The following is a 23,281-nucleotide window of genomic DNA, read 5'->3' on the forward strand; positions in this document are numbered from 1 at the left end:
AAAGCGAGGGGTGGCCCCGACCATTGGCCGGACCCACCCCTCGCGTCAAACAGTTACCTCAGGCTTGGTGCCCGGGGTTACCATTTGCCCTTGCTGTTGAAGTTCTGTCCACCTTCGTGGCGGGGACGGCGGTCGCCGCCACCGTGGCCGGCATGGCCTTGGGTGCGCTCGTTGCTGAAGCCGCGGTCGGCTCCACGGTCAGCACCACGGTCGCGATCGCCGCGGAAGCCGCCACGGTCGCCGTCGAACTTCTTCTTGAAACCACCCTGGCCGCGGTCGCCACGGTCTTCACGGCCCTTGTACGGAGCGGCAGTGCCGCCACCGCCGGCGGGACGGCGGCCCTTGTCCAACTCGAGGTTGATCAGCTCGCCGCTGATGCGGGTCTTGCTCAGGGCACGCCACTGGTCCTTGCTCAGCTCGGCAGGCAGTTCCACCAAGGTGTGGTCGGAGCGGATGTCGATGCCGCCGATTTGTGAGGAGGACAGGCCGCCTTCGTTGGCAATGGCACCAACGATGGAGCCGGGCATGACGCGCTGGCGGCGACCCACCGAAATACGGTAGGTGGCGTTGCCTTCGGTCAGGGTCCGGGTCGGGCCGCGGGAGCCGAAGCCGTCCTTGGCGCGATCCTTCTTCTGGTATTCGGGAGCAGCTGGCAGGTCGTTGACCAGCATCGGCTGGCCGCCCTGGGCCATGACGGCCAAGGCTGCGGCAATTTCTGCGGCCGGAACGTCGTGTTCCTGCTCGTAGGATGCAATCAGGTCGCGGAACTTGGAGACGTCCTTGCTGGCAAGGGTCTCGGTGATCTTTTCAGCGAACTTGCCAAGGCGCAGGGTGTTGATGGTTTCTGCGGACGGCAGGTGCATCTGGTCCACCGGCTGGCGGGTGGCCTTTTCAATGGCGCGCAGCAGGTACTTCTCGCGCGGGGTCATGAAAAGGATCGCGTCGCCTGAGCGGCCGGCGCGGCCCGTGCGGCCAATGCGGTGCACGTAGGACTCGGTGTCATGCGGGATGTCGTAGTTGATCACATGGGTGATGCGCTCCACGTCAAGACCACGGGCTGCAACGTCGGTGGCAACCAGGATGTCGATCTTGCCGGCGCGGAGGGCTTCAATGGTGCGCTCGCGCTGCTGCTGCGGGATGTCGCCGTTGATGGCGGCAGCCAGGAAGCCGCGTGAACGGAGCTTGTCGGCAAGGTCCTCGGTGGCCATCTTGGTGCGCACAAACGCGATGACGCCTTCAAATTCTTCAACTTCAAGCACGCGGGTCAGTGCGTCCAGCTTGTGCGGGCCCATGACCTGCAGGTAGCGCTGGCGGGTGTTGGCTGCGGTGGTGGTCTTGGACTTCACCGTGACCTCGGCCGGGTTGTTCAGGTACTGCTTGGAGATGCGGCGGATCTGGCTGGGCATGGTGGCGGAGAACAGGGCAACCTGCTTCTCGGCCGGTGTCTTGGACAGGATCTGCTCAACGTCTTCGGCGAAGCCCATGCGCAGCATCTCGTCGGCTTCATCCAGCACCAGGTACTGCAGGTTCGACAGGTCCAAAGAGCCCTTGGAGAGGTGGTCGATGACGCGGCCGGGAGTACCGACAACAACCTGTGCACCACGACGCAAACCGGCCAGCTGGGGGCCGTAGGCCGATCCACCATAGACGGGGAGTACGGAGAAGTTGTCCATATGCTTGGCGTAGGAAGCGAATGCTTCAGCAACCTGCAGTGCCAATTCACGGGTCGGGGCCAAGACCAGGATCTGAGTGTCCTTGGTGGGACCGTTGAGGTCCATCAACTCAGCCATGCGGGACAGGGCGGGAACGGCGAATGCCGCGGTCTTGCCCGTTCCTGTCTGGGCCAGACCAACAACGTCGCGGCCTTCGAGCAGCAACGGGATGGTTGCTGCCTGGATGGGTGAGGGCTTCTCGTAGCCAACGTCGTCCAGGGCAGCCAGCACGCGGCCGTCGATGCCCATGTCGGCAAACGTCAATTCGTTTTCTTCCTCCGTGGCGGGGGAATTTTCAGTCAAGTTTTCGGGCATGGTGTTGAATGTCCTCATTCATAGGGCCAGGCGGCGAAGTTGCCGCTTTGAACGAAATCCAGCCGCTACTCGGCATCCCGGGCAGGATCTCGCGCCATGTGCGCGCCGTGGGTACGGCTGCCAGCATTGACCCAAGGCCAATGCTGCATGGCGTTTCTTTGCCGGCAATCCCCTATGAACGCTACTTGCCCGCCCAAAAAACTTGCGGGCCCCATACACTTCAGGCTCCTGCCTCAAAAATTGGGCAGAAAATAAAAGGAGATACCGGAGTGGGGGATGTTTAAATTGTAGGGCATCACATGCCGTCGCGATACTTGGAGGGCCGCTGATGGCCCGTGAGTTTCCGCACATCGCCAAGAAATTAGGCCGCGCGCGCCAGAATCTTCGGGAATCTGGCGTAAAAGTGCTTGGAGAGCTTCAACTCCCCGTCAGCTTCGAGGCGCTGCAATGTCAGCACATCCTCCACTGTGGGATCGCTGAAGAATTTCCCCACGGTGATCCCGTGCTGCGGCACGTGTTCAACCACGACGGCGTCCCCCGCCGTGGCCTTACCGTGCTCCAACACCCTCAGGTAGGTGCCCGCACGTCCCGCCTGTGTAAACCGCTTGACCCACTGAGGCTCGTCCATACGCTCCGCGAACGTGGCACACGGAACGCGCGGTGACGTGACTTCCAGCAGTGCCTTGCCAATCCGCCAGCGAGTGCCAATCACAGCCTGACTGGTTTCCACGCCACTTGTTCGCAGGTTTTCACCAAAGAGTCCTGGCGTGATGGTGCGGCCCAACTCAGCGCTCCAGTAGTCGGCGTCCTCTTGGGAATAGGCGTAAACGGCCTGGTCAGGGCCGCCGTGATGTTCGATGTCGCCCTGCACATCACCGAACACGCCAAATTTGCGCAAACTGACGGCTCCGGCAACAGGACGCTTGTCGATGCCCGTGACCCCAAAGCCGGTGGCTGTGGTGATCAGCTGGTGAACCCGGCAAATGGCCAGAATCGAACCACTCGGGTGTCTGGAGTCAGTCATGGATTAACAATAAGGCAGGCAATGCGCCCCAACTGCCGGGCATACAGTCCGGCCCCGGGCCAACCCGGCGACACCAGCGCAAGGCGGGACCCGGCGTCGTACTTCTCAGGCGCCAACCAAGACGGCGGGCGCGTCATCGTCAGCGACATCTGCCTCAGATGCCCAGCGCGGCAGGAAGGACGCCGCAATGGCCGCCAGCACCATCCCCGCGGCCATGATCCACATGGTGGAGGTGAAGCCGTCGATGAACACCCCCGGTTTGCTCGTGGCGCTGCTTGTGTCGAGGGCGTCGAAGAAGATGGTGCCGATGATGGCTACACCCAGGGCGCCGGCGAGCTGGCTGGTGGTGTTGAACAAGCCCGAGGCGGTGCCGGCCAGCTTGGTGGGGACTTCCGAGAGCACGAAGATGCCCACCGGAGCCACGACCATGCCGAACCCGGCGCCGCTCAGGGCAAGACCCGCCAACAGGTGCCACGGGGTGACGGTGCCGCCAACTGCCTGCACGGTGAAGATCAGCACCACGAAACCGGCTGCGACCACCAGCGGGCCCAGCTGCAGCACCACGCGGCCAATCTTGCGGGCCAGGATGGTTGCCGAGATGCCGGCCAGCACCGGGACCATGACGGAGAACGGAATCATGGTCAGCCCGGCCTTTAGGATCGGGTAGTCCAGGCCCAGCTGCAGGAACAGGGTCTGGATGAGGAAGAAGCCATTCATGGGGATGAAGAACAGGAACATCATGGCGATGCCGGCGGCGAACGCACGGCTCTTGAACAAGGACACGGCCACCAACGGCTCGCCCCCGCGCTTTTCCTCGCGGCGCTGCAACAACACAAAACCTGCCAGCACCAGCACGCCGAGGACCATGGACACATACGTCCACAGCGGCCAGCCTTCTTCCCGGCCCATGGTCAGCGGGTACAGGATGGCCAGCATGCCCACGGCCAGAATCACGACGCCTGACAGGTCAAGTTTGTGCCGCACCGGCGCCTTGGATTCGGGGACGAACTTGATGGCACAAATCACGGCGAAGACACCCACCGGAATGTTGACGAAGAAAATGGTGCGCCAGCCCCAGCCAAAGAGGTTTGCGTCCGTCAAGACGGCGCCGATGATGGGTCCGGAGACTGCGGCGACGCCAGCCAGTGCCGAGAAGCCTGCCATCGCACCAGCTCTTTCCGAAGGCTTGTACATGACCTGCAGGCTGGAAAGCACCTGTGGGATCATGGCTGCGGAGGCAAACCCCTGCAAAGCGCGTGAAGCGATGAGCATTTCCGGGTTCATGGCCGCCCCGCAGAGCACCGAAGCCACGGTGAAGCCGACCAAGCCGATGATGAAGATCTTTTTGCGCCCGTAGATGTCGCCCAGGCGGGAGCCGGTGATCAGGCCAACGGCCAAAGCCAGCGTGTAGGAAGCCACCATCCACTGCAGTTCCGCGTTTTGGGCGCCGAGGGCACGTTCGATGTCAGGCAGGGCGACGTTGACGATGGTGGCGTCCAGCAACTCCATGAAAGAGGCCATGAACAGGCAGATCAAGGCAATGGAGCGGGCCTTGCCAACGGGTGGGGCGGTGGGTTTCAAGTAGCTTCCTAGGGACAGTGGGACAAGTCTGGGAACTGCCGGCGGTGGCGCGTCCGGCGGCGAAAATTCTATGGATGGTGCGTTTTGCGCGCCTGGCATCCTTTGCGCCCCCAGCACCCGAATGGGCCAAGGCAGGGGCGTGTTTTGTCGTCGTCACAATTCTACTAATGAACGTAGGGCCCTGCGGAAGCATCCCGGGTGCAATGCGTCACCAATTTGGCAGGGACGCCTGCCGTCCGAACCTGCAACGAGGGTCCGGCATTCAGGTTTCAAGATGCGTGCAACCCACGACGAGTGCAGCGCATGAGTGTACATGCGCACAACTTGCGGCGAGTGCAGCGCATACGTTGTCCCCGCTATGCGGAGAAGCCGCCGTCGGCCTTGACCAGCTGGCCACTGACCCAGCGTCCGGCCGGTGAAAGCAGGAACGCCACCACCGGCGCCACGTCGGCGGGAGTGCCAAGCCGGCCACTGGGCTGCATTGCGGTCAGCTCGGCACGCACGGCGTCGTCCATCCATCCGGTGTCCACGGGTCCGGGGTTCAGCACGTTGGCGCTGATCTGCTGGCCACCCAATTCCCGTGCGGCCGCAATGACAATCCGGTCCAGCGCACCCTTCGACGCGCCGTACGGAAGGTTGAACGCTGTGTGGTCACTTGTCAGCGCAACGATCGCGCCGCCGTCGTGCGTGGCTTGCCGGGCAAAGGCCGCAATCAGCTGCCAGTTCGCGCGTGTGTTGACGGCGAAGTGCCGCTCGAAGCTCTCCAGAGAGGTGTCGAGGATCGCTGAATTCACTGACTCGCAATGCGAGAGCACCATCGCCTCCAACGGACCGGCTTCCGCGGCGATTTGGGTAAAAAGACGTTCGACGGCGGACGGGTAACCCAAGTCCGCCGGCATGGCCCACACCCGGGCGCCGGACGCAACGAGTTCGGCACTGAGCTCGGCAATATTGTGGGACATGGGCCCTCCGAACATGTGCTCGTCGTAAGGGTGCCAATAGTTCAGGACCAAGTCCCAACCCTCGGCGGCGAGGGTGCGGGCAATGCCAGCGCCAATGCCAACAGTGCGGCCCACGCCCGTGATCAAGGCTGTCTTTGCGTGCATGGTTCAAGACTATGCGGGGGAAGCCATGCCTGCTAGCGGCCTCTGGATGAATAAACGCGGTAGCTTGGAAGAGTTCCCCCGATGGCACACGAAAGGCAGTCATGAGCAGCTCACAGCCCACCCCCAACTCCGGATTCACCCCAGGAAGGGTCACGCGCAGGGCTGCCGCCCCCGCAGGAAAGCCCGGCTCCGTCCCCGTGAAGCCGGGCGGGCCTACTGCGGCGAAGAAGGTGGGCAAGGCTGTCGGGAAGGGTGTGCCGATGAAGCCTGCCGCCAACACGGCCTCGATCAGCGCCACCATCCGCGAGGCCGCGGCCGCAGCCAAAAGGCGTGTTTTGGCCATCACGAACGCCCATGTGGTTCCGGTGGAAGGGACGCCATTTGATGGAACCGTACTGGTGGAAGGCGGGAAGATTCTCGGGTTGGGCGCATCCATCCAGATCCCGGAAGGCGCCGATGTGCTCGATGCCAAGGGCCAGTGGCTAATGCCCGGCTTCATCGACGCGCATGTTCATGTGGGCATGGACCCCGAAGGTGAACTCGGCTCCACCAACGACGTCAATGAGATGACCGACCCCGTCATGGCGGGCGTGCGCGCCATCGACGCCGTGGACCCCTTCGATCCCGGCTTTGACGACGCCTTGGCCGGCGGGATCACCGCAGTCAACGTGAACCCCGGTTCCGGGAACCCCATTGGCGGGCTCGCTGTTGCGATGCACACGCACGGGAGGTACATCGAGGAGATGGTGTTGCGCTCCCCCAGTGGTTTGAAGTCGGCGCTGGGCGAGAACCCGAAAACGGTGTACGGGGAGAAAAAGAAGACCCCTTCCACTCGCCTGGGCACGGCTTTGGTGATCCGTCAGGCGTTCATGGACGCCCAAAACTGGATGGCACTGCCGGAGCCACGCCCGCGCAACGCCCACATGGAGGCGCTGGCCATGGTGCTGCGCCGCGAGATTCCCTGGCGCCAGCACTGCCACCGCACGGACGACGTCGCCACGGCCCTGCGCTTGGCCGACGAGTTTGGCTATGAGCTTGTCATTGACCACGGCACGGAAGCCCATGTGATCGCCGATGTTTTGGCTGAGCGCGGCATTCCAGTGCTGATCGGTCCGCTGTTCACCACCAAGTCCAAGCCTGAGCTGCGGGGGCGTTCCATCGCCAACCCCGGCAAGCTCGCCGCCGCCGGTGTGGAAATTTCCATCATCACCGACCATCCAGTGGTGCCCATCAACTTCCTCGTCCACCAGGCCGCGTTCGCCGTCAAGGAGGGCCTGGATTCGGACACCGCACTGCGGGCGATCACGATCAACCCGGCCAAGGTGCTGGGCCTGGCAGATCGGATCGGTTCGCTGAAGGTGGGCAAGGACGCGGATCTGGTGCTGTGGAGCGGGGACCCGATGGATGTCATGCAGCGGGCCCTGAAGGTCTTCATTGGTGGCAAGCAGGTCTACACGTACGACGCCGAGACCCGGGTAGGTGCCGCAGCCTCCCGGGCCTGAGGCCAGTTTCGCTAGGTTGGTCACACTTAAGCCGGGCTGGTCCCGGACACACTGAAGGGACGTTTCACCTGCCGTTCGTGCAGGTGAAACGTCCCTTCAGTGTGTCCAGCTGGATTCGCCGGGCTGGCGATCTACGTGCTGGGCGTGGTGGGGCCACGCGCCCGAGGGCCCCGCTACGAGCTTGCGAGCAGCGGGAGGGCGTGGGGACTAGGCCGGCAGGTTCAGTGTCTGGCCGGTGAAGATGAGGTCAGGGTGGATGACAGTGTCAAGGTTGGCGCTGTACAACGCTTCCCAACCGCCCTGGATGCCCAGCTTCTGTGCAATGGTGCTCAGGGTATCGCCTGACTGGATAGTGTAAGTCTCGCCGCTGATTGTAACGGGAGCGGGAGCCTGCTGAACAGGGGCTTGCTCAACGGGAACATACTGGGCCGGGGCCTGCTGCACTGGCGCCTGCTGGACCGGCGCCTGCTGGACCGGCGCCTGCTGGACCGGTGCCTGCTGGACGGGTGCAACTTCTGAAGACTGTGCTGCTACGGGAGCCGGCGCTGGAACGGCGGCCGGGCTGTATGCCTGTCCCCCTCCACCGGAAAGCCCCAGCTGGGCTGAACAGGACGGCCATGCGCCCCATCCCTGGCCTGCTTGCACGCGCTCGGCCACGGCAATCTGTTCAGCTCTCGAAGCATTCTCCGGTGCACCGACGCCGCCAAAGGCCGCCCAGGTGCTGGGGGTGAACTGCAGTCCGCCAGAGAAACCGTTGCCTGTGTTGATGGCCCAGTTGCCGCTGCTTTCACACTGCGCGATTGCGTCCCAGGTGCTGCCATCTGCTGCGTTGGCACCAGTTCCGGCTACGGCCATTCCTGCGCCTGCGATCGCTACGACGGCCATTCCGCGGGCAAAGTTGCGTGTAAATTTAGTATTTTTCATGGATGCGTACTCCCAAAGGCCACCTTCGCTCCGCCCGTCCCCGGACATCTTGGCGCCACCGTCCAACCATATATATATGGAGGTCGTTCCGCGGCCTGCCGCATGACGGCGTTCGGTGTGGGCAGGTGCGGGCATTCTTGGCCCACTCGAATGGGGACCGGCCCCTTTAGGGCATGGTCTACTATAAAACGAGATCAAATCGATATGCAAATCAGCAATTTGTGACCATATTGTCACAAATTTCTCAAATTTCATGGTGTATCTAGGCACTGCTGGTTCTGTTAGTCAACCTTCTACGCCACTTTTCCGCACTCTTTCCCACCAACGCGCAGGCTGGTTGACTGTTCTTGATGCCGCTTCCCGGCTGAAGCACGACCCGAAGGAGCACCATGACCATTTGGACCTGCGCCACGTGCGCCATTGAACACCCGGACACGTCAGAACCTCCGCCGTTGTGCGAAATCTGCTCCGATGAGCGTCAATACGTCCCGTCGAGTGGACAGCGCTGGACTACACGCGAGGAACTCGCTGCCGCTGGCTTTCGCATCGATGTGGCGGAAGTGGTGCCTGGGCTCCACTCCGTGGAAGCCACTCCCAGCCTCGGCATCGGCCAACGGGGCCTGCTCCTCCAGACCGGACATGGCAACCTTTTGTGGGAACCGCCGGGATTCATCGACGACGCCGGCTTGGCCGCTGTCCGTGCGTTGGGCGGTGTCGCCGTCGTCACGGCCAGCCATCCGCACCTGACCGGCTCCTCCATCCAGTGGAGTCATGCTTTTGACCGTGCGCCCGTTTATGTTGCCGCCGCAGATAAGCAGTGGATCTGCCGCCCGGATCCAGTCATCCAACTGTGGCAGGACGTTCAAGAATTATTGCCGGGGCTGACCATGCACCAGTTCGGCGGCCACTTTGCCGGCAGCAGCATGGTCCATTGGCCTGCTGGCGCCCAGGGCCGCGGCGCGCTGCTGGCGGGTGACACGATTGGCGTGGGCCGGGACAGGAAATCCGTCAACGCCATGCGCAGCTACGTCAACAACATCCCACTGCCCGCCCGCGCCATCCAGAGAATTCTTGACACGTGCGCACCCTTGGCATTCGACCGCATTTACGGTGCGTTCGCAACCATCGACACCGGAGCAAAAGAGATCACCGAGAGCTCCCTGCGCCGCTACATCGACTGGGTGACAGGATCCATCGTCGACGAATAAACACCATACAAACCAGCCCGAGACAACCAAGTGTGTGACGAACACCCCCACCTACCGACGCCCCTGCAGCTTCGGGGCTTTTCTTCAGGCCGCTCCCGCAGGAACGGCAGAAGCGTTCGGGAAAATACCCCCGAAAGTGCAGGAGCGTCGGTAGTGGTGCGGGTTGCTGGTATTACAGGGCGTCTAGCGCCTGTTCCAGGTCCGCCAGCAGATCGGCGATGTCCTCGATGCCCACGGAGAGGCGGATCAGGTTGACGGGCACTTCCAGTTCGGTGCCCTTCACGGAGGCGTGCGTCATCTCAGAGGGATAGTTCATGAGCGACTCAATGCCACCCAGTGACTCAGCCAAGGTGAACAGCTTCGTGGATTCGGCCACCTTGCGGGCAGCGTCTTCCCCACCCTTGAACTGCACGGAAATCATGCCGCCAAAGCCGCGCATCTGACGGGCCGCCAACTCATGGCCGGGGTGGCTGGGCAGGCCCGGGTACAGCACACGCTCCACCTCGGGACGTTCCAGCAGCCACTCGGCAATGGTCTGGGCGTTGGAGCAGTGCCGGTCCATACGCACGCCCAGCGTCTTCAACCCACGCGTGGTCAGCCACGCCTCCATCGGGGCGGACACGGCACCGACGGCAAACTGGATGAAACCAATCTTCTCGGCAGCCTGCGCATCGTTGAGAATCACGGCACCGCCGGAAGCATCCGAGTGCCCGCCAATGTACTTCGTGGTCGAGTGCACCACCACGTCGGCACCGAGCGCCAGCGGATTTTGCAGGTACGGGGAAGCGAACGTGTTGTCCACCACCAGCAGCGCACCGGCGGCATGGGCCACGTCGGCGAGCGCAGCAATGTCGGTAATTTTCATCATGGGGTTCGACGGCGTCTCCACCCACAGCATCTTCGTCCCACCGTCCGGCCCGCCTGCGGCGACAGCGGCAACCAGCGCCTCGGCGTCGGACATGTCCACGGCGGCGTTGGTGATGCCCCACACGGACAGGATGCGGTTCAAGAGCCGGTAGGTGCCGCCGTAGACGTCGTTGCCCATGACGATGTGGTCGCCCGGGACCAGCAGTGCGCGGATCAGCGCATCCTCGGCGGCCAGGCCGGATGAGAAGCTGAACGCGAATTCCCCACCTTCAACGCCGGCCAGCTGGGCTTGGAGCGCGTCGCGGGTGGGGTTGGTGCCGCGGCCGTACTCGTAGCCGTTGCGCAGCTTCCCGATCCCGTCCTGCGCGAAGGTGGTGGTTTGGTACAGGGGCGGGATGACGGCACCGGTGGTGGGATCCGGTGTCTGGCCGGAGTGGACGGCGCGGGTGTTGAAGCCTTTAGTCATGATGTTCTCCTTCTAAATCAGTCGCGCTAAATCAGTCGTTGAGGTAGTTCAGCAGGTCCAGGCGGGTCAGTACCCCGACGGGGGACCCCACAAATGTCACCATCAGCGCGTCCACGTCCTGCAGCTTGGCGCGTGCGGCGGAAATGGGCTCCAGCGAACCGATGATCGGCAGCAGCGGCTGCATGTGCTCGGTGATCTTGTCGGTCAGTTTCGCCTCTTGCCGGAATAGCCGCCCGGTCAGGGTGCGCTCATCCACCGAGCCAAGCACCTCCCCCATGACCACCGGCGGTTCGGCACTGAGCACGGGAATCTGGGACACCCCGTATTCGGCCATCAGGTTGATGACGTCGCGCACGGTCTCGTTCGGGTGAATGTGCACCAGGTCCGGCAGCCCGCCGGTCTTCGCCTTGAGCACGTCGCCAATGGCCGGCTCGTCGGTGGTCTTCAGGAAACCGTACGACTGCATCCACTTGTCATCAAAGATCTTCGCCAGGTAGCCGCGCCCGCTGTCCGGCAGAAGCACGACGACGACGGCTTCCGGTCCCAGCCCCTTGGCGGCTTCCAGCGCGGCCACCACCGCCATGCCGGACGAGCCTCCCACCAGCAGGCCTTCCTCGCGGGCCAGCCGGCGGGTCATGGCGAAGGAGTCGTTGTCGCTGACGGCGATGACTTTGTGCGGGACCGTGGGGTCGTAGGAGGCGGGCCAAACATCCTCACCCACGCCTTCGACAAGGTAGGGCCGGCCGCTGCCGCCTGAGTAGACGGAGCCTTCGGGGTCGGCGCCGATGATCTGCACTTCCCCGCCCTGCGCTGCCGGGCGGTTCTTGGAGGCTTCGCGCAGGAAGCGGCCCGTGCCGGTGATGGTGCCACCGGTTCCCACCCCTGCCACAAAGTGCGTCACCTGCCCGGCGGTGTCGGCCCAGATTTCCGGACCGGTGGTTTCGTAGTGGCTCAGCGGACCATTTTGGTTGGAGAATTGGTCGGGCTTGTACGCGCCCGGAATTTCCTGCGCCAGCCGATCGGACACGCCATAGTAGGACTGCGGACTGCTGGCAGACACGGCCGACGGCGTGACAACAACCTCGGCGCCGTAGGCCCGCAGGACCGAGCGCTTGTCTTCACCCACTTTGTCAGGGACCACAAACACGCATTTGTAGCCACGCAACTGGGCCACCATGGCCATGGCCACCCCGGTGTTTCCACTGGTGGGTTCCACCACGGTTCCACCTGGCAGAATTTTGCCTTCTTTGGCGGCTTCGTCAAGCATCTTCACCGCGATGCGGTCCTTGGCGGAACCACCCGGGTTCATGTACTCAAGCTTGACAAGAACTGTGGCCTGGATGCCTTCGGTGACTTTCTGCAGTTTCACCAGCGGGGTGTTGCCAATGAGGTCCAGAACGGAGTTTGCGTACTTCATAACTCAAACGTAGCCTCCCGGCGGGGAAAGTGACCATTGCTCGTTACGTCCTCTGACTCAGGCGCCCCACACATCGAGACGGGAGCGGTCTGCAATGTTCGTCAAAAACATTGCAGAGCGCTCCCACCTCGAATTGCTCAGAAGGTGTTCCGCACCAGATTTTGCGCTAGATCAGCCCGTCCGAGAGGTGGTCCGGGGTGCCAAAACGGTGCGCGGTGATGCTGATGGCCTGCTCATGCAGGAACGGCAGCATCTCCACACGCCCGGCCTCGGTAACGTCGCCATGGTAGATCGCCAGATCCGGGCGCCCGCCGCTCGCCACGTACAGTGCCGATGCATCCCCGCCGATGAGCCGAATGCGCCCCGCCCCAAAGCTGCGCCCCAACCAGTCTGCATCGCTCTCCACCGTGACCTTCAGGTGCTTGCTCAGCAACAGTGCCTGCACGGCCTTGGGAAGCACGACGGCGCTGGAGACTTCCGGGGCCGCCCCAGCCAGGATTCCTGCCGCAAGCACACGCATCAGCTTCACGACGGGCTCGCCTTCGCTCAACCGCACCAGTGGGTGCAGAGGCAGGTAACGGAACACGTTGCGTTCGGCGGACAGTGCCGAGACGTCCTTGGCATTGCCAAACTCTTGCGCCCAGGCCGCCGCATCGCTGTGCAGCGCGCGCTTCAGGAATGCCCGGTCCTCTTCGGACAGGACTGAGCCGGACGCCGCCGGGCCGGACACACTTGCGTCGGCATGGAGCATCTTCGTGGCTGCGTCGCCCAGCGGCGCAGTGGCCGAGGACGGCGCACTACGCCAGCTGCCCAATCCCACAAGGTAGTTGGGCCCGCCAGCCTTGGTGCCCGGCCCCACGGCCGATTTCTTCCAGCCGCCAAAGGGCTGGCGCTGCACAATGGCGCCCGTGATGCCGCGGTTGACGTATAGGTTCCCGGCTTGGATGGTGTCCAGCCACACGCCGATCTCCTCCGAATCCAGCGAATGCAGCCCGCTGGTCAGCCCGTAGTCGACGCGGTTGACCAAGGCGATGGCCTCTTCAAGTGTTTCCGCCCGCATGACGCCCAGGACGGGGCCAAAGTACTCGATGAGGTGGAAGTCGGAGCCGGGTACAACACCTGTGCGCACGCCCGGGGACCAAAGCCGCCCGGTCTCATCGAGCTGCCGAGGCTCAATGGCCCACGCTTCGCCGGTACTGAGGGTGGTCAACGCAGTGCGCAGCTTGCCAGCGGCCGGTTCAATGATGGGGCCCATCTGGGAGGTGGCCTTCTCCGGGTAGCCAACGCTCAGGCTGGCGGCGGCGTCGAGCAGCTGCTTGCGGAACCGCACCGATGAAGACACTTCGCCGACCATGATCACCAGTGACGCAGCGGAGCATTTCTGGCCTGCGTGACCAAACGCGGACTGGACCACGTCCCTGGCCGCCAGGTCCAGATCAGCACTGGGAGTGACGATGATGGCGTTCTTACCCGATGTCTCGGCCAGCAGCGGCAGGTCGCTACGGAAGCGCCGGAACAGTTCGGCGGTCTCGTAGCCGCCGGTCAGGATGAGGCGGTCCACGGCCGGGTGGGACACCAGCGCCTGGCCCAACTCCCGCTCCCCCAGCTGGACGAGTGCCAGCACTTCGCGCGGCACGCCGGCATCCCACAGCGCCTGCACCATGACGGAGCCGGTGCGCTGGGCCTGCCGTGCAGGCTTGATGACAACGGCGGATCCCGCGGCCAGCGATGCCAACGTGGACCCTGCCGGGATGGCGAGCGGGAAGTTCCACGGCGGAGTCACGACGGTGAGCTTCTCGGGGACGAACGTTGCGCCGTCGACAGTTTCCAAATCCTTGGCACGCTCGGCGTAGTAGTGGGCAAAGTCCACGGCTTCACTGACTTCGGGGTCGCCCTGGTCAAGGGTTTTGCCGGTCTCGGACGCCATGACCTCCATCAGCTCGGCGCGGCGGGCTTCCAGGATGTCCCCGGCGCGGTGCAGCACAGCGGCACGCCCAGCACCACCCAAGGCAGCCCAATCCGCAGCGTGCTCGACGGCGGTGGCAACGATGGTGTTCAGTTCGTCCAGTTCGGTGACGGTGGTGGCCGCAACGAGGTCATTGCCCAGCGTCGATCCGGGGATACGGGCCAAGATGTCCCGGCCCCAGGCCTGGTTGGCCGGAAGCGCCGGGTCGGTGTCGGGTGTGTTGGCAAAGGAGTCCGTGGGTGCAGGCGCCGGGGGCTGATTGCGGTCCTGATCGCGGTTGCTGGCCGGCACCTCTGTGTCCACGCCCTGCAGGGAGGCGAGGAAGCGCTGCTTCTCACGCTCAAACAGGGCCTCGTTGTCGGAGAGCTCAAAGACGGCTGACATGAAGTTGTCCTGGCTGGCGCCTTCTTCAAGGCGGCGGACCAGGTAGGCGATGGCGACGTCGAACTCGGCGGGGTGGACCACCGGCGTGTAGAGCAGCAGGGCGCCAATGTCCTGGCGGACGGCTTCAGCCTGCCCGGTGGCCATGCCCAGCAGCATTTCAAATTCGAGGGCGCGGCCCGTGGCATCAATGCCACGTTGCTTGGCCAAGAGCCAGGCGTGGGCCACGTCGAACAGGTTGTGCCCGGCCACGCCAATGTGGACGTTGCTCAAGTGTTCAGGTGTCAGTGCATAGTTCACCAGGCGCTTGTAGTTGGTGTCGGAGTCCTGTTTACTTCCCCACGTGGCCAGCGGCCAGCCGTGGACGGAGGCCTGGACTTCTTCCATGGGCAGGTTGGCGCCCTTCACGATCCGGACCTTGACCGGTGCGCCGCCGTCGGCTCTGCGCCGGGCCGCCCATTCCTGCAGCTCGATCAAGGCTTCGAGGGTGTCCGGCAGGTAGGCCTGGAGCACAATTCCGGCTTCGAGCGCTTTGAACTCGGGCTTTTCCATGATCCGCTTGAACACGGCGATAGTCATGGTGAGGTCCTTGTATTCCTCCATGTCCAAGTTGATGAATTTCGGTTTGGCGAAGGAGTTGGCCAGCGTGTACAGCGGGGTGAGCCGCTCCACGACATGGGTCACGGCGTCGTCGAACGCCCACGGCGAGTGCGGCGCCACGGTGGAGGATTCCTTGATGGAGACGTAGTTAACGTCCTCCCGTGCCAGCAGTGCCAACGTTCCTTCAAGGCGGCGGCTGGCTTCATGCTCGCCCAACACTGCTTCGCCGAGAAGGTTGATGTTCAAATCCACGCCATCCTTGCGGATCTTCGCGATGGCCGGGCCCAGCTTCGCATCGGTGGCGTCCACAATCAAGTGGCCCACCATTTCCTGCAGCACCCGGCGGGCAACCGGGACCACAATCTGCGGCATCACCGGGGCCATGATGCCGCCTAGGCGGACTGCCCCACGCATGTACCAGGGCAGGAAGGCAGGCACCTTCGGCGCCAAGGCGGCAAGGTTGCGCCCGGCCACGGCCAGATCTTCGGGGCGGACCACACCGTCAACGAAGCCCACCGTGAACTCCAGGCCGTGGGGATCCTTCAAAACACCCGCCAGGCGTTCAGCGGAGACGTCTGCTGGGAACTTCGCGGCCTCGTTGAGCCAGTGGCGCACAAGGGCTATTGTCTCCTCGACGAGGTCGTCCCCGGGAGTTGGAATATTAGCGGTGGTGGCCGCGGAAGTGGTGCTTGTCATGGTCAGTGCCTGGTTCGTTTCTGTCAATAGCCAATGTGCCGGTCTCAATGGCCTGCCTGACACCAGTATGAGTCCGTTCTTCAATAAGGAAAAGCGCTGATTTATAATCAATATCAGTCAGTATTACTACATGGTTGGGAGCCCTGCGATGCTTGACGTCAAACGCCTGCGCCTGCTGCGTGAATTGCACCTCCGCGGCACACTGGCTGACGTTGCCGCCGTGCTGCAATACAGCCCCTCAGCCATCTCGCAACAGCTGGCTTTATTGGAGAAGGAAGTGGGCGTGCCACTCCTGCTGAAGGTGGGCCGCCGCGTGCAGCTGACACCCCAGGCAGAGATTCTCGTTACCCACACGGCGGAGCTGCTGGAAACCCTGGAGCGGGCCGAAGCCGCCATCGCCGCCTCGCTGACCATCGTCACCGGGACCGTGAAACTTGCCATGTTCCAGTCGGCGGCATTGGCGCTGCTGCCGAACCTGCTCACGGCCATGGCACAGAAGTATCCGGATGTTCGCATTGAAATGGTTCAGCGGGAACCCGAAGCTGCCCTGCATGAGACGTGGACGCGGGATTTTGATCTGGTCGTGGCCGAACAGTATCCCGGCCACGCAGCACCCATGCTCGCCGAGTTGGACAGGGTCACGTTGACCACCGACGCCATTCGGCTCGCCGTCCCGTTCCACGAGGTGGCGGGCAGCATGAGCAGAATGCTTACCTCCCCCATCACGGTGTTGGAGGACACGGCACAGCTGCCATGGGTCATGGAACCGCGGGGCGCGGCGTCGCGCCACTGGGCCGAGCAACGATGCCGGCAGGCCGGCTTTGAACCCGACGTCCGTTTTGAAACGGCCGATCTGCAGGCCCAGATCCGGCTCATCGAGTCAGGCAACGCAGTGGGTCTGATGCCTGACCTGATGTGGACCGGACGCCAGCCTCACCTGAATCTCATCGACTTGCCCGGCCTGCCCCAACGCACGGTCTTCACCTCGGTCCGACGTGCCAGCCGCCGTCGACCCGCCCTTTTGGCCTGTCGGGAAATTTTGGAGCAGACGGCGCTGGACCTGGCCGTCCCACCTTCCCGTCCATGACCAAGTCACTGGCCGCCGTTCCAGCAGCGCTCTTTGCTGCGGGCCTGGTGCTGCTCGCTTCGGGCCTGCTGACCCCTGCATCTGCAGTGGAGCTGGCCGCACGCACCGTGCCAATCCTCGTGTTCGTGGTGGCCATGACCATAGTGACGGGGCTGGCGGACTCCGCCGGGTTGTTCACAGTTGTCACTGCCAGGCTGGCCGGTGCGCGCCGCGCATCACGCCCCGGCACGACGCCGGCTGGCCGGGTCTGGTTGTTGTGGCTCCTGGTGGTGGCCCTTGCCACGGTAAGTACGGTGTTCCTGTCGCTGGACACGACGGCCGTGCTCGTCACCCCGGTGGTGGTCTCGCTGGCCCGGCACGCGCGGATCCCGCCGCTGCCGTTTGCGCTGACTACCGTGTGGCTGGCGAACACGGCATCCTTGCTGCTGCCGGTTTCCAACCTGACGAACTTGTTGGCGCAGCATCTTTTGGGTGTGTCGCCGTGGAGTTTTGCCCAGTTGCTGTGGGCCCCGGCTGTGGTGGGCGTCGCGGTTCCGGCCGTATTCCTGTGGCTGGTGTTTCGTGCCGAGCTGCGCGGGCGTTTTCCGCGCCCTGCCGTGCCCGAGGTCAAGGACAAGAGACTGCTGACCTTGAGCGCCGTCACAGTTGCCGTGCTCCTGCCGCTGCTGGTGTCCGGGCTGCCCGTCTGGATTCCGGCAAGCGTAGCGGCGGTGTTTTTGCTGGCCGTGTTCCTGCTCCGCCACGGCACGTCCCTGGTGTGGGGGACGGCGAAGGGTGCGGCGTGGGCAAAAGGGTGGCGCATGCTGCCCGTTCAGCCGCTGCTGCTGGCGATGGGTTTGTTCCTGATCATCCAAACGCTGCACGACCACGGCCTGGGCACCGTCCTCGCCCGCGCTTCCGGCAACGGCGAGGATTTCACCGCACTGCTCCAGCTGGCGGGCCTCGGCGCGCTGAGCGCAAATGCCGTCAACAACCTGCCCGCCTATCTGGCACTTGAACCGGCAGCAGGCTCCCCGCTCCGCGTGGCGGCGCTGCTCATCGGAGTGAATCTCGGTCCGCTGGTGTCCCCGTGGGCGTCCCTGGCCACGTTGTTGTGGCACAGCCGCATGCGCGCCATGGGCATCAACATTTCGTGGCGCGGCTACATGCTGGCCGGGCTCGCCGTCGTCGTGGTTCTGCTACCGCTGTCAGTGTTGGCGCTGTGGCTTTCTGCCGGGATGCCCGGTTAGTGCCGCCTGACTTCCCAGCAGGCGGCGCAGCTCTGTGGCCCAGTGCGCACCCGATCCGTTTCCGCCCGCCCTACTTTTAGGCTCCCAGCTGCGCGTGCGACCATGGTTCAATGACCGCCACAGCTCTCACAGGCCAGACCCTGGTCTGGGACGCCGAAGGCCCCTATTCCCTTCAGCAGACGCTGGGCATCATCGGCCGCGGCCCCGCTGACAAGACCATCATGCTTGCGCCCGGCACGGCTTGGCTCGCTTTCAACACCCCAGAAGGCCCTGCCACGCTGGGCATCTCCCAGCGTGGCAGCGAACTGCATGCCCGCGCCTGCGGCCCCGGTGCGGAGCATGCCCTCACCGATGTCCCCAGGCTGCTCGGTGCGCACGACGACTGGTCCCATTTTGACTCCCCCGAGTTTGCAGCAACCCTCCCCCACCGTGTGCAGGAAGCACGACGCCGTGCCCCGGCAGTGCGCCTGCCCTCCACCGGGCGCGTGGTTGATGCTCTGGTGCCAGCCATCCTGGAACAAAAGGTCACCTCACTGGAGGCACGTCGCAGCTATGGCATCCTGCTGCAAAAGTTCGGCACCAAAGCGCCGGGAGTCGGAACCGATCCGGCGATCCCAGCCGATCTGATGGTGACCCCCACGCCTCGGCAGTGGGCGTCCATCCCCTCCTGGGCCTGGCACCAGGCAGGCGTTGGACCACAGCGTTCGGCAACGGTCATGCGCGTGGTGGGTTCGGCGTCGGGCTTGGAACGGCTGGCTAAGTTGCCAGCGGCAGAGGCAGCTGTAAAGATGCAAAGCATCCCGGGTGTTGGCGTGTGGACGGCCGCGGAAACCACTCAACGTACGCATGGCGACGCCGACCAAGTGGCGGTGGGCGACTATCATCTGGCGGCCTATGTAGGCTGGGCACTGGCAGGGAAAGCCGTGGATGATCCGGGCATGCTGGAATTGCTCGAGCCGTGGCGCGGGCACCGGCAGCGCGTGGTGCGGATGCTGCAGCTGAGCGGATTCCGAAAGCCGAGCTTCGGACCGCGCATGACCATCCAGGACCACCGCCGCCACTGAGAAATCCAGTCCCGGAGCGTGGGGAGAGGTGCCTATTGCCGCGTGCACTAATCCCGAAGGCGCAAATTGGCCCTCATATTACGGCATCGAAGCCCAATGGCCTTCAAACCTGTCACCTACTGTCGCGGGCGGCGATGCCAGCACCCTGAAGAACCCGGATTCCATCTGGCAGGCAATTCAGGACGGCAAACCAGTGGTAATTTCCACCACCGTCCCCGTTCGCGGTGAGGAAGGCCCGAAAAACTGCCTGGTGCCCACGCGTTCTTCGCCAAGGGGTTCGATGGGGACGGGAACCTTATTTTGGCCAATCCATGGGGCCTGCCCCAACCGGATGCGGTCATGAGCAAGGAACACCTCCTGCACCCATACCGGCGCCTACAAGCTGCGGCAAGGCATCGGTTTCTCAGAACCGGAACTCCCGAACCGTCCACGGTCACGTTGACCGTCATCCAACTTCAAGGAACTGGAGCTCGGTGCGACCACCGACTTCTACGGCTATTCCAACAAGATCACTTCAATTTGCAGTAACGAAATTCGTTTTGATCTGATCAGCTCGTCGTAACGGAATACGCTGGGCACATTCCCATCGCCTAGGCTGATCACATGAGCGAGATCATCAACCTACAGGCCACTTTCATCCCCAATGAGGGCGAATTCTTCCGTGTGAAGCTCGCCCTTGAGATTGCCATTGAGCAGGTCGTTGAAGAGGCCGGCTGCATCCAGTACGAAATCACCGAGGAATCGGAAGAGAAGATCGTATTGACCGAGCAGTGGGCCTCGGAAGCGGACCTTGACAAGCACGGCAAGGGCATCGCGGTGCAGGACCTGAACGAGTCCTTGAGCGCCTTGTTGGCCGAACCGGTCAAGCTGGAGCGTCGATAACACCCGGTAATGGCGCTTTTCATTAGAGCACTTCAGGCATAAAAATAGTTGGAGATCATGGCGCCAGGGCGGTGTCATGATCTCCAACGGTGCAAGACGGCGCCGATGTTACTTTGCGGCGTCGCCTTCGTCTGCCTTGGCGTCGCTGTCCTTGGCTGCCACAGCAGCATGGACCTCGGACATATCCAAGGCCTTGACGGCGTCAATGACGGAATCAAGCTGCGTTCCATTCAAAGCACCGGGCTGGGCAAATACCAGCACCTTCTCCCTGAAGGCCATCAACGTGGGGATCGAGGTGATGTTGGCCTCGGCCGCGAGCTGCTGCTGGGCCTCGGTGTCCACCTTGGCGAACACTACGTCGTCGTGCTTCTCTGAAGCAGCCTCAAAAGTGGGCGCAAAACGTACGCAGGGCTGGCACCATGATGCCCAAAAATCTACGAATACAATGTCGTTGCCCTCGATGGTGGGACCAAAATTTTCTGTGGTGATTTCAACTGTAGCCATGCTCCAACGGTACGGGATATGGCAGAACTTTGGCCGATATTTCGCTCACCGCGTGAGTGCGCGGGCCGCCATCCCCGTGGAAGGGACCATCGAGTTCACCGTGTTTTAGCAGGAAAGTCATAGGCAGTTCGCAGCCAGTTCACGTGGCGCACGCATACTTGCCTTGTTGACTAAGAACACAAGACACCAGCGACGTCCGTCACACCAGGAGAAATCATGACCCGCCCCACTCATAACCACACAGTCACCGCCCCCAGCGCCCATGAGGTCTGGCCTGTTCTGGCCAAGGATGAGCCTATTGCGCTAGTCAACGAGCGCGGCTGGCGCCTGTCCGGCCGCGTGGAGACATTGTCACGCGACCGCCAGTGCTTGTGGATTCAGCTAGACGCCGGCCTTGGGCGCCAGCTCATTCACCATCAGGACGGTTTTGTCCTGGAAGATGAACGGTCAGCTGGCTGACCGTCCTTGTCGAAATCTGATTGTCCGACCCCTCTGGGATCGGACAATTTTTTGTTGCTGGAGTATTTGCTGGGATCAGTTTTCGGGCCCGATCATGGAGACAAATTCCTTTGCCTCCGCCACGCCGATGTCGGCATGCTCGCGCAGCATGCGGGCTGCGCTCTCGTAGTCACCGGACAGGGCCAGTTCACGGATACGGCGGAAAATATCCTCGTTTAAGCGTGTGCTGGCCACTTCGCGAATCTCTTCACCCTGGGAAACTATGGCCCGGTAACGGTAGGCATTGGTCACGGCCGCAGGTTTCTGCACCACCTCGGGAACTTCGCCGCCCGCTTCCGGTGTCGCGTTGATGATGTCCTCCACCGTCAGCATCTTCTCCCCTCCGGTTGGCTGCGCAGCCTCCGGGGTGGGCTGTGGGAACTGCGCCAATGCCGCCACTGCCGCCGCTGAATCTCCGAGTCCCAGGTGAGTGGCTTTGCGGTATTCCTTCACAGCATTGAGGACCTGGCGCTGGGCAATGTATGAGTACACCAATTGGTGGGTTTCCGGGGTGAGCCGTGCACTGGCTTCTTCTGCGTCTTCACGAGAAATTTCCCGGCGCCTGCCACGACGGCGAGACTTGGGCGTCGAGCCAGCCTCCTGCACTGCATCTGCCGTGCTTCGGTTTCTCCTGCCCATAATCCCTGCTCCCACCACCACGACGATGACAACAACGAGCAGGATCAGTAGCGGCACCAGATATTCCATGCCTCAACTGTAGTTTGATTTGTTCAAGGTTTCCGGTGGCTGCCCAGATCCCGGGATTTGGCGACAATTGAGGTGGAGCCGGCTTTCAACAAAAAAACCCGGAACCTCTCGATTTCTCGCGAGGTCCGGGCTTTCCCATTTTGGTGGCAGATACTGGATTCGAACCAGTGAAGGCGTTGCCAGCTGATTTACAGTCAGCCCCCTTTGGCCACTCGGGTAATCTGCCATGGCCACCAAACCCTGAACAACAGGTCCGGCTTTCGCCCCCAACAAGTGGAAGCAGTAAAACAATACAAGGAAATCTGCCAAGAATCGAATCGAGAGCCATGAGTGACCAAAATTCGCCTCATAACCGGTGGATTGCCGGCCAGATTCCCGGCCAAAAACGTCTCCTGCTGGTCATGGTCCCAGCCCGGCGCCTAGACATCGTTACGAATCCGCTTCACCAGCTGGTTTTCCAGGAATGCGGCCTGTTCGGGGGTGATTTGTTGCAATGCGACCGCCCTGGCCATGTCGTTCTGAACACCGGCAATGCGTGAAGTTGCAGAATTCGGCGGTGAGCCAATAATGCTGCCGGAATCAAGGCTCCCAGCCATGCCACCCGCCACAGCAGGCCCGCCCAGCACTGTCACGGCTGCTAAGGTCACGGCGGCGATTGCGGTTCCCACCGTTTTCCGCTTTAGCCGGTGCCGGGAGTTCGTGCCGCCGAGGGGAAGGACGCCGCCGTCGGGTGTTGCCAGCTCTGTGCCAGCGCGACCGGTACTTTCAGCCATTGTCATTGGTCCTCCTTGTGCGGTTGTTCCTACAACCACTACTATTCCCAGGACAAATGAGCGGTGGCCGCAGGAACCCTTGGAGGTCACTGTGAGCGGCTCGCCACCATCGATTGCAAGCGCCGCAGGCTGGTGGCCAGCTAGGCTAGGAGGCAAATCATCCGCCCAAAATTCTAAGCATGTGGAGGAACCATGGCTAGTGAGTCAACGTTCGACGTCGTTAGTAAAGTGGACAAGCAAGAGGTCGCCAACGCCCTGCACCAGACCCAGAAGGAAGTAGCCCAGCGTTACGACTTCAAGGGCATCGGCGCGGAGATCGACTTCAGCGGCGAAAAGATCCTGCTCAAGGCCAACTCGGAAGAGCGTGTCATGGCTGTCATGGACGTTTTTGAGTCCAAGTTGATCAAGCGCGGCATTTCCTTGAAGTCCTTGGACGCCGGGGAGCCGTTCGCCTCAGGCAAGGAGTACCGTCTGGAGGCATCCATCGTGGAAGGCATTGCCCAGGACGTTGCCAAGAAGATCAACAAGCTCATCCGCGACGAGGGGCCCAAGGGAGTCAAGTCCACCATCCAGGGCGACGAGCTGCGCGTGAGTTCCAAGAGCCGCGACGACCTGCAGGAAGTCATGTCCATGCTGCGCAAGTTCGAGGACGCTGATCTGCAGTTCGTGAACATGCGCTAGACCAAACGATCAAAAGACAACAAAAGTCGCTCATGTGACGAAATTGCTGGCGTTGAATTCCCTATGAATTAGAGAGGAATTCAACGCCAG

General features: G+C 62.7%; 19 protein-coding genes and 1 tRNA gene. 8 read left to right on the forward strand and 12 right to left on the reverse strand.

Features of this window, described 5'->3' with window-relative positions; translation table 11 throughout:
* Positions 1 to 77 precede the first annotated feature (77 nt).
* The 4 genes from JMA46_RS00100 to JMA46_RS00115 form a co-directional block, all read right to left on the reverse strand.
* Entirely contained in the window at positions 78 to 2,027 is a 1,950-nt protein-coding gene (locus tag JMA46_RS00100; protein ID WP_207343268.1) for a DEAD/DEAH box helicase, read from the reverse strand.
* A 361-nt stretch (positions 2,028 to 2,388) separates the two neighbouring features.
* On the reverse strand, positions 2,389 to 3,051 hold the full coding sequence (locus JMA46_RS00105) for an MOSC domain-containing protein (protein WP_207343269.1): 663 nt from the start codon (positions 3,049 to 3,051) through the stop codon (positions 2,389 to 2,391).
* 105 nt (positions 3,052 to 3,156) lie between these two features.
* Positions 3,157 to 4,632: an MFS transporter gene (locus JMA46_RS00110; protein WP_207343270.1), complete on the reverse strand. Its 1,476-nt coding sequence runs from the start codon at positions 4,630 to 4,632 to the stop codon at positions 3,157 to 3,159.
* Between the two features lie 356 nt (positions 4,633 to 4,988).
* Positions 4,989 to 5,738, reverse strand: coding sequence for an SDR family oxidoreductase (locus JMA46_RS00115; protein ID WP_207343271.1), 750 nt, complete (start codon positions 5,736 to 5,738; stop codon positions 4,989 to 4,991).
* A gap of 101 nt (positions 5,739 to 5,839) precedes the next feature.
* On the opposite strand from JMA46_RS00115, the gene JMA46_RS00120 reads away from it, so the two are divergent.
* On the forward strand, positions 5,840 to 7,240 hold the full coding sequence (locus JMA46_RS00120; protein ID WP_247646927.1) for an amidohydrolase: 1,401 nt from the start codon (positions 5,840 to 5,842) through the stop codon (positions 7,238 to 7,240).
* A gap of 207 nt (positions 7,241 to 7,447) precedes the next feature.
* On the opposite strand, the gene JMA46_RS00125 is transcribed toward JMA46_RS00120, so the two are convergent.
* Positions 7,448 to 8,164, reverse strand: a complete 717-nt coding sequence (locus JMA46_RS00125) for a transglycosylase family protein (RefSeq protein ID WP_207343272.1) — start codon at positions 8,162 to 8,164, stop codon at positions 7,448 to 7,450.
* 389 nt (positions 8,165 to 8,553) lie between these two features.
* Between JMA46_RS00125 and JMA46_RS00130 the strand changes: the two genes are divergently transcribed.
* The gene (locus JMA46_RS00130; protein ID WP_207343273.1) at positions 8,554 to 9,372 is read left to right on the forward strand and encodes a hydrolase; all 819 of its coding nucleotides are present in this window, start codon (positions 8,554 to 8,556) and stop codon (positions 9,370 to 9,372) included.
* 172 nt (positions 9,373 to 9,544) lie between these two features.
* Here JMA46_RS00130 and JMA46_RS00135 read toward each other — a convergent pair whose 3' ends face one another.
* The 3 genes from JMA46_RS00135 to JMA46_RS00145 form a co-directional block, all read right to left on the reverse strand.
* On the reverse strand, positions 9,545 to 10,705 hold the full coding sequence (locus JMA46_RS00135) for a cystathionine gamma-synthase (RefSeq protein ID WP_207343274.1): 1,161 nt from the start codon (positions 10,703 to 10,705) through the stop codon (positions 9,545 to 9,547).
* A gap of 31 nt (positions 10,706 to 10,736) precedes the next feature.
* On the reverse strand, positions 10,737 to 12,122 hold the full coding sequence (locus JMA46_RS00140) for a cystathionine beta-synthase (protein WP_207343275.1): 1,386 nt from the start codon (positions 12,120 to 12,122) through the stop codon (positions 10,737 to 10,739).
* 166 nt (positions 12,123 to 12,288) lie between these two features.
* A complete protein-coding gene (locus JMA46_RS00145; RefSeq protein WP_207343276.1) occupies positions 12,289 to 15,765 on the reverse strand; it encodes a bifunctional proline dehydrogenase/L-glutamate gamma-semialdehyde dehydrogenase in 3,477 nt (1,158 codons plus the stop codon).
* 148 nt (positions 15,766 to 15,913) lie between these two features.
* Between JMA46_RS00145 and JMA46_RS00150 the strand changes: the two genes are divergently transcribed.
* The 4 genes from JMA46_RS00150 to JMA46_RS00165 all read left to right on the forward strand — a co-directional run bounded on the left by JMA46_RS00150 (position 15,914) and on the right by JMA46_RS00165 (position 20,027).
* On the forward strand, positions 15,914 to 16,852 hold the full coding sequence (locus JMA46_RS00150) for a LysR family transcriptional regulator (RefSeq protein ID WP_207343277.1): 939 nt from the start codon (positions 15,914 to 15,916) through the stop codon (positions 16,850 to 16,852).
* Positions 16,849 to 18,081, forward strand: a complete 1,233-nt coding sequence (locus tag JMA46_RS00155; RefSeq protein WP_207343278.1) for an SLC13 family permease — start codon at positions 16,849 to 16,851, stop codon at positions 18,079 to 18,081. Before JMA46_RS00150 ends, JMA46_RS00155 begins: the two co-directional genes overlap by 4 nt.
* A 110-nt stretch (positions 18,082 to 18,191) precedes the next feature.
* Positions 18,192 to 19,145, forward strand: a complete 954-nt coding sequence (locus tag JMA46_RS00160; RefSeq protein ID WP_207343279.1) for a 3-methyladenine DNA glycosylase — start codon at positions 18,192 to 18,194, stop codon at positions 19,143 to 19,145.
* Between the two features lie 603 nt (positions 19,146 to 19,748).
* On the forward strand, positions 19,749 to 20,027 hold the full coding sequence (locus JMA46_RS00165) for an antibiotic biosynthesis monooxygenase (protein ID WP_207343280.1): 279 nt from the start codon (positions 19,749 to 19,751) through the stop codon (positions 20,025 to 20,027).
* 108 nt (positions 20,028 to 20,135) lie between these two features.
* On the opposite strand, the gene JMA46_RS00170 is transcribed toward JMA46_RS00165, so the two are convergent.
* The gene (locus JMA46_RS00170; protein ID WP_207343281.1) at positions 20,136 to 20,531 is read right to left on the reverse strand and encodes a thioredoxin domain-containing protein; all 396 of its coding nucleotides are present in this window, start codon (positions 20,529 to 20,531) and stop codon (positions 20,136 to 20,138) included.
* Between the two features lie 216 nt (positions 20,532 to 20,747).
* Here JMA46_RS00170 and JMA46_RS00175 point away from each other — a divergent pair, with 216 nt between their 5' ends.
* Complete coding sequence (locus tag JMA46_RS00175; protein ID WP_207343282.1) at positions 20,748 to 20,990, forward strand: hypothetical protein; 243 nt, start codon at positions 20,748 to 20,750, stop codon at positions 20,988 to 20,990.
* A 75-nt stretch (positions 20,991 to 21,065) separates the two neighbouring features.
* Here the strand turns inward: JMA46_RS00175 and JMA46_RS00180 are convergent, their stop codons facing one another.
* The 3 genes from JMA46_RS00180 to JMA46_RS00190 all read right to left on the reverse strand — a co-directional run bounded on the left by JMA46_RS00180 (position 21,066) and on the right by JMA46_RS00190 (position 22,516).
* Positions 21,066 to 21,737, reverse strand: a complete 672-nt coding sequence (locus JMA46_RS00180) for a hypothetical protein (RefSeq protein ID WP_207343283.1) — start codon at positions 21,735 to 21,737, stop codon at positions 21,066 to 21,068.
* A 141-nt stretch (positions 21,738 to 21,878) separates the two neighbouring features.
* Positions 21,879 to 21,963, reverse strand: a tRNA-Tyr gene (locus JMA46_RS00185).
* A 193-nt stretch (positions 21,964 to 22,156) separates the two neighbouring features.
* The gene (locus JMA46_RS00190) at positions 22,157 to 22,516 is read right to left on the reverse strand and encodes a hypothetical protein (RefSeq protein ID WP_207343284.1); all 360 of its coding nucleotides are present in this window, start codon (positions 22,514 to 22,516) and stop codon (positions 22,157 to 22,159) included.
* A 186-nt stretch (positions 22,517 to 22,702) separates the two neighbouring features.
* Between JMA46_RS00190 and JMA46_RS00195 the strand changes: the two genes are divergently transcribed.
* Positions 22,703 to 23,191, forward strand: coding sequence for a YajQ family cyclic di-GMP-binding protein (locus JMA46_RS00195; protein ID WP_207343285.1), 489 nt, complete (start codon positions 22,703 to 22,705; stop codon positions 23,189 to 23,191).
* Positions 23,192 to 23,281: the final 90 nt, after the last annotated feature.

Origin of the sequence: Arthrobacter sp. E3 (genome assembly GCF_017353415.1) — a bacterium.
Lineage (GTDB): Bacteria > Actinomycetota > Actinomycetes > Actinomycetales > Micrococcaceae > Specibacter.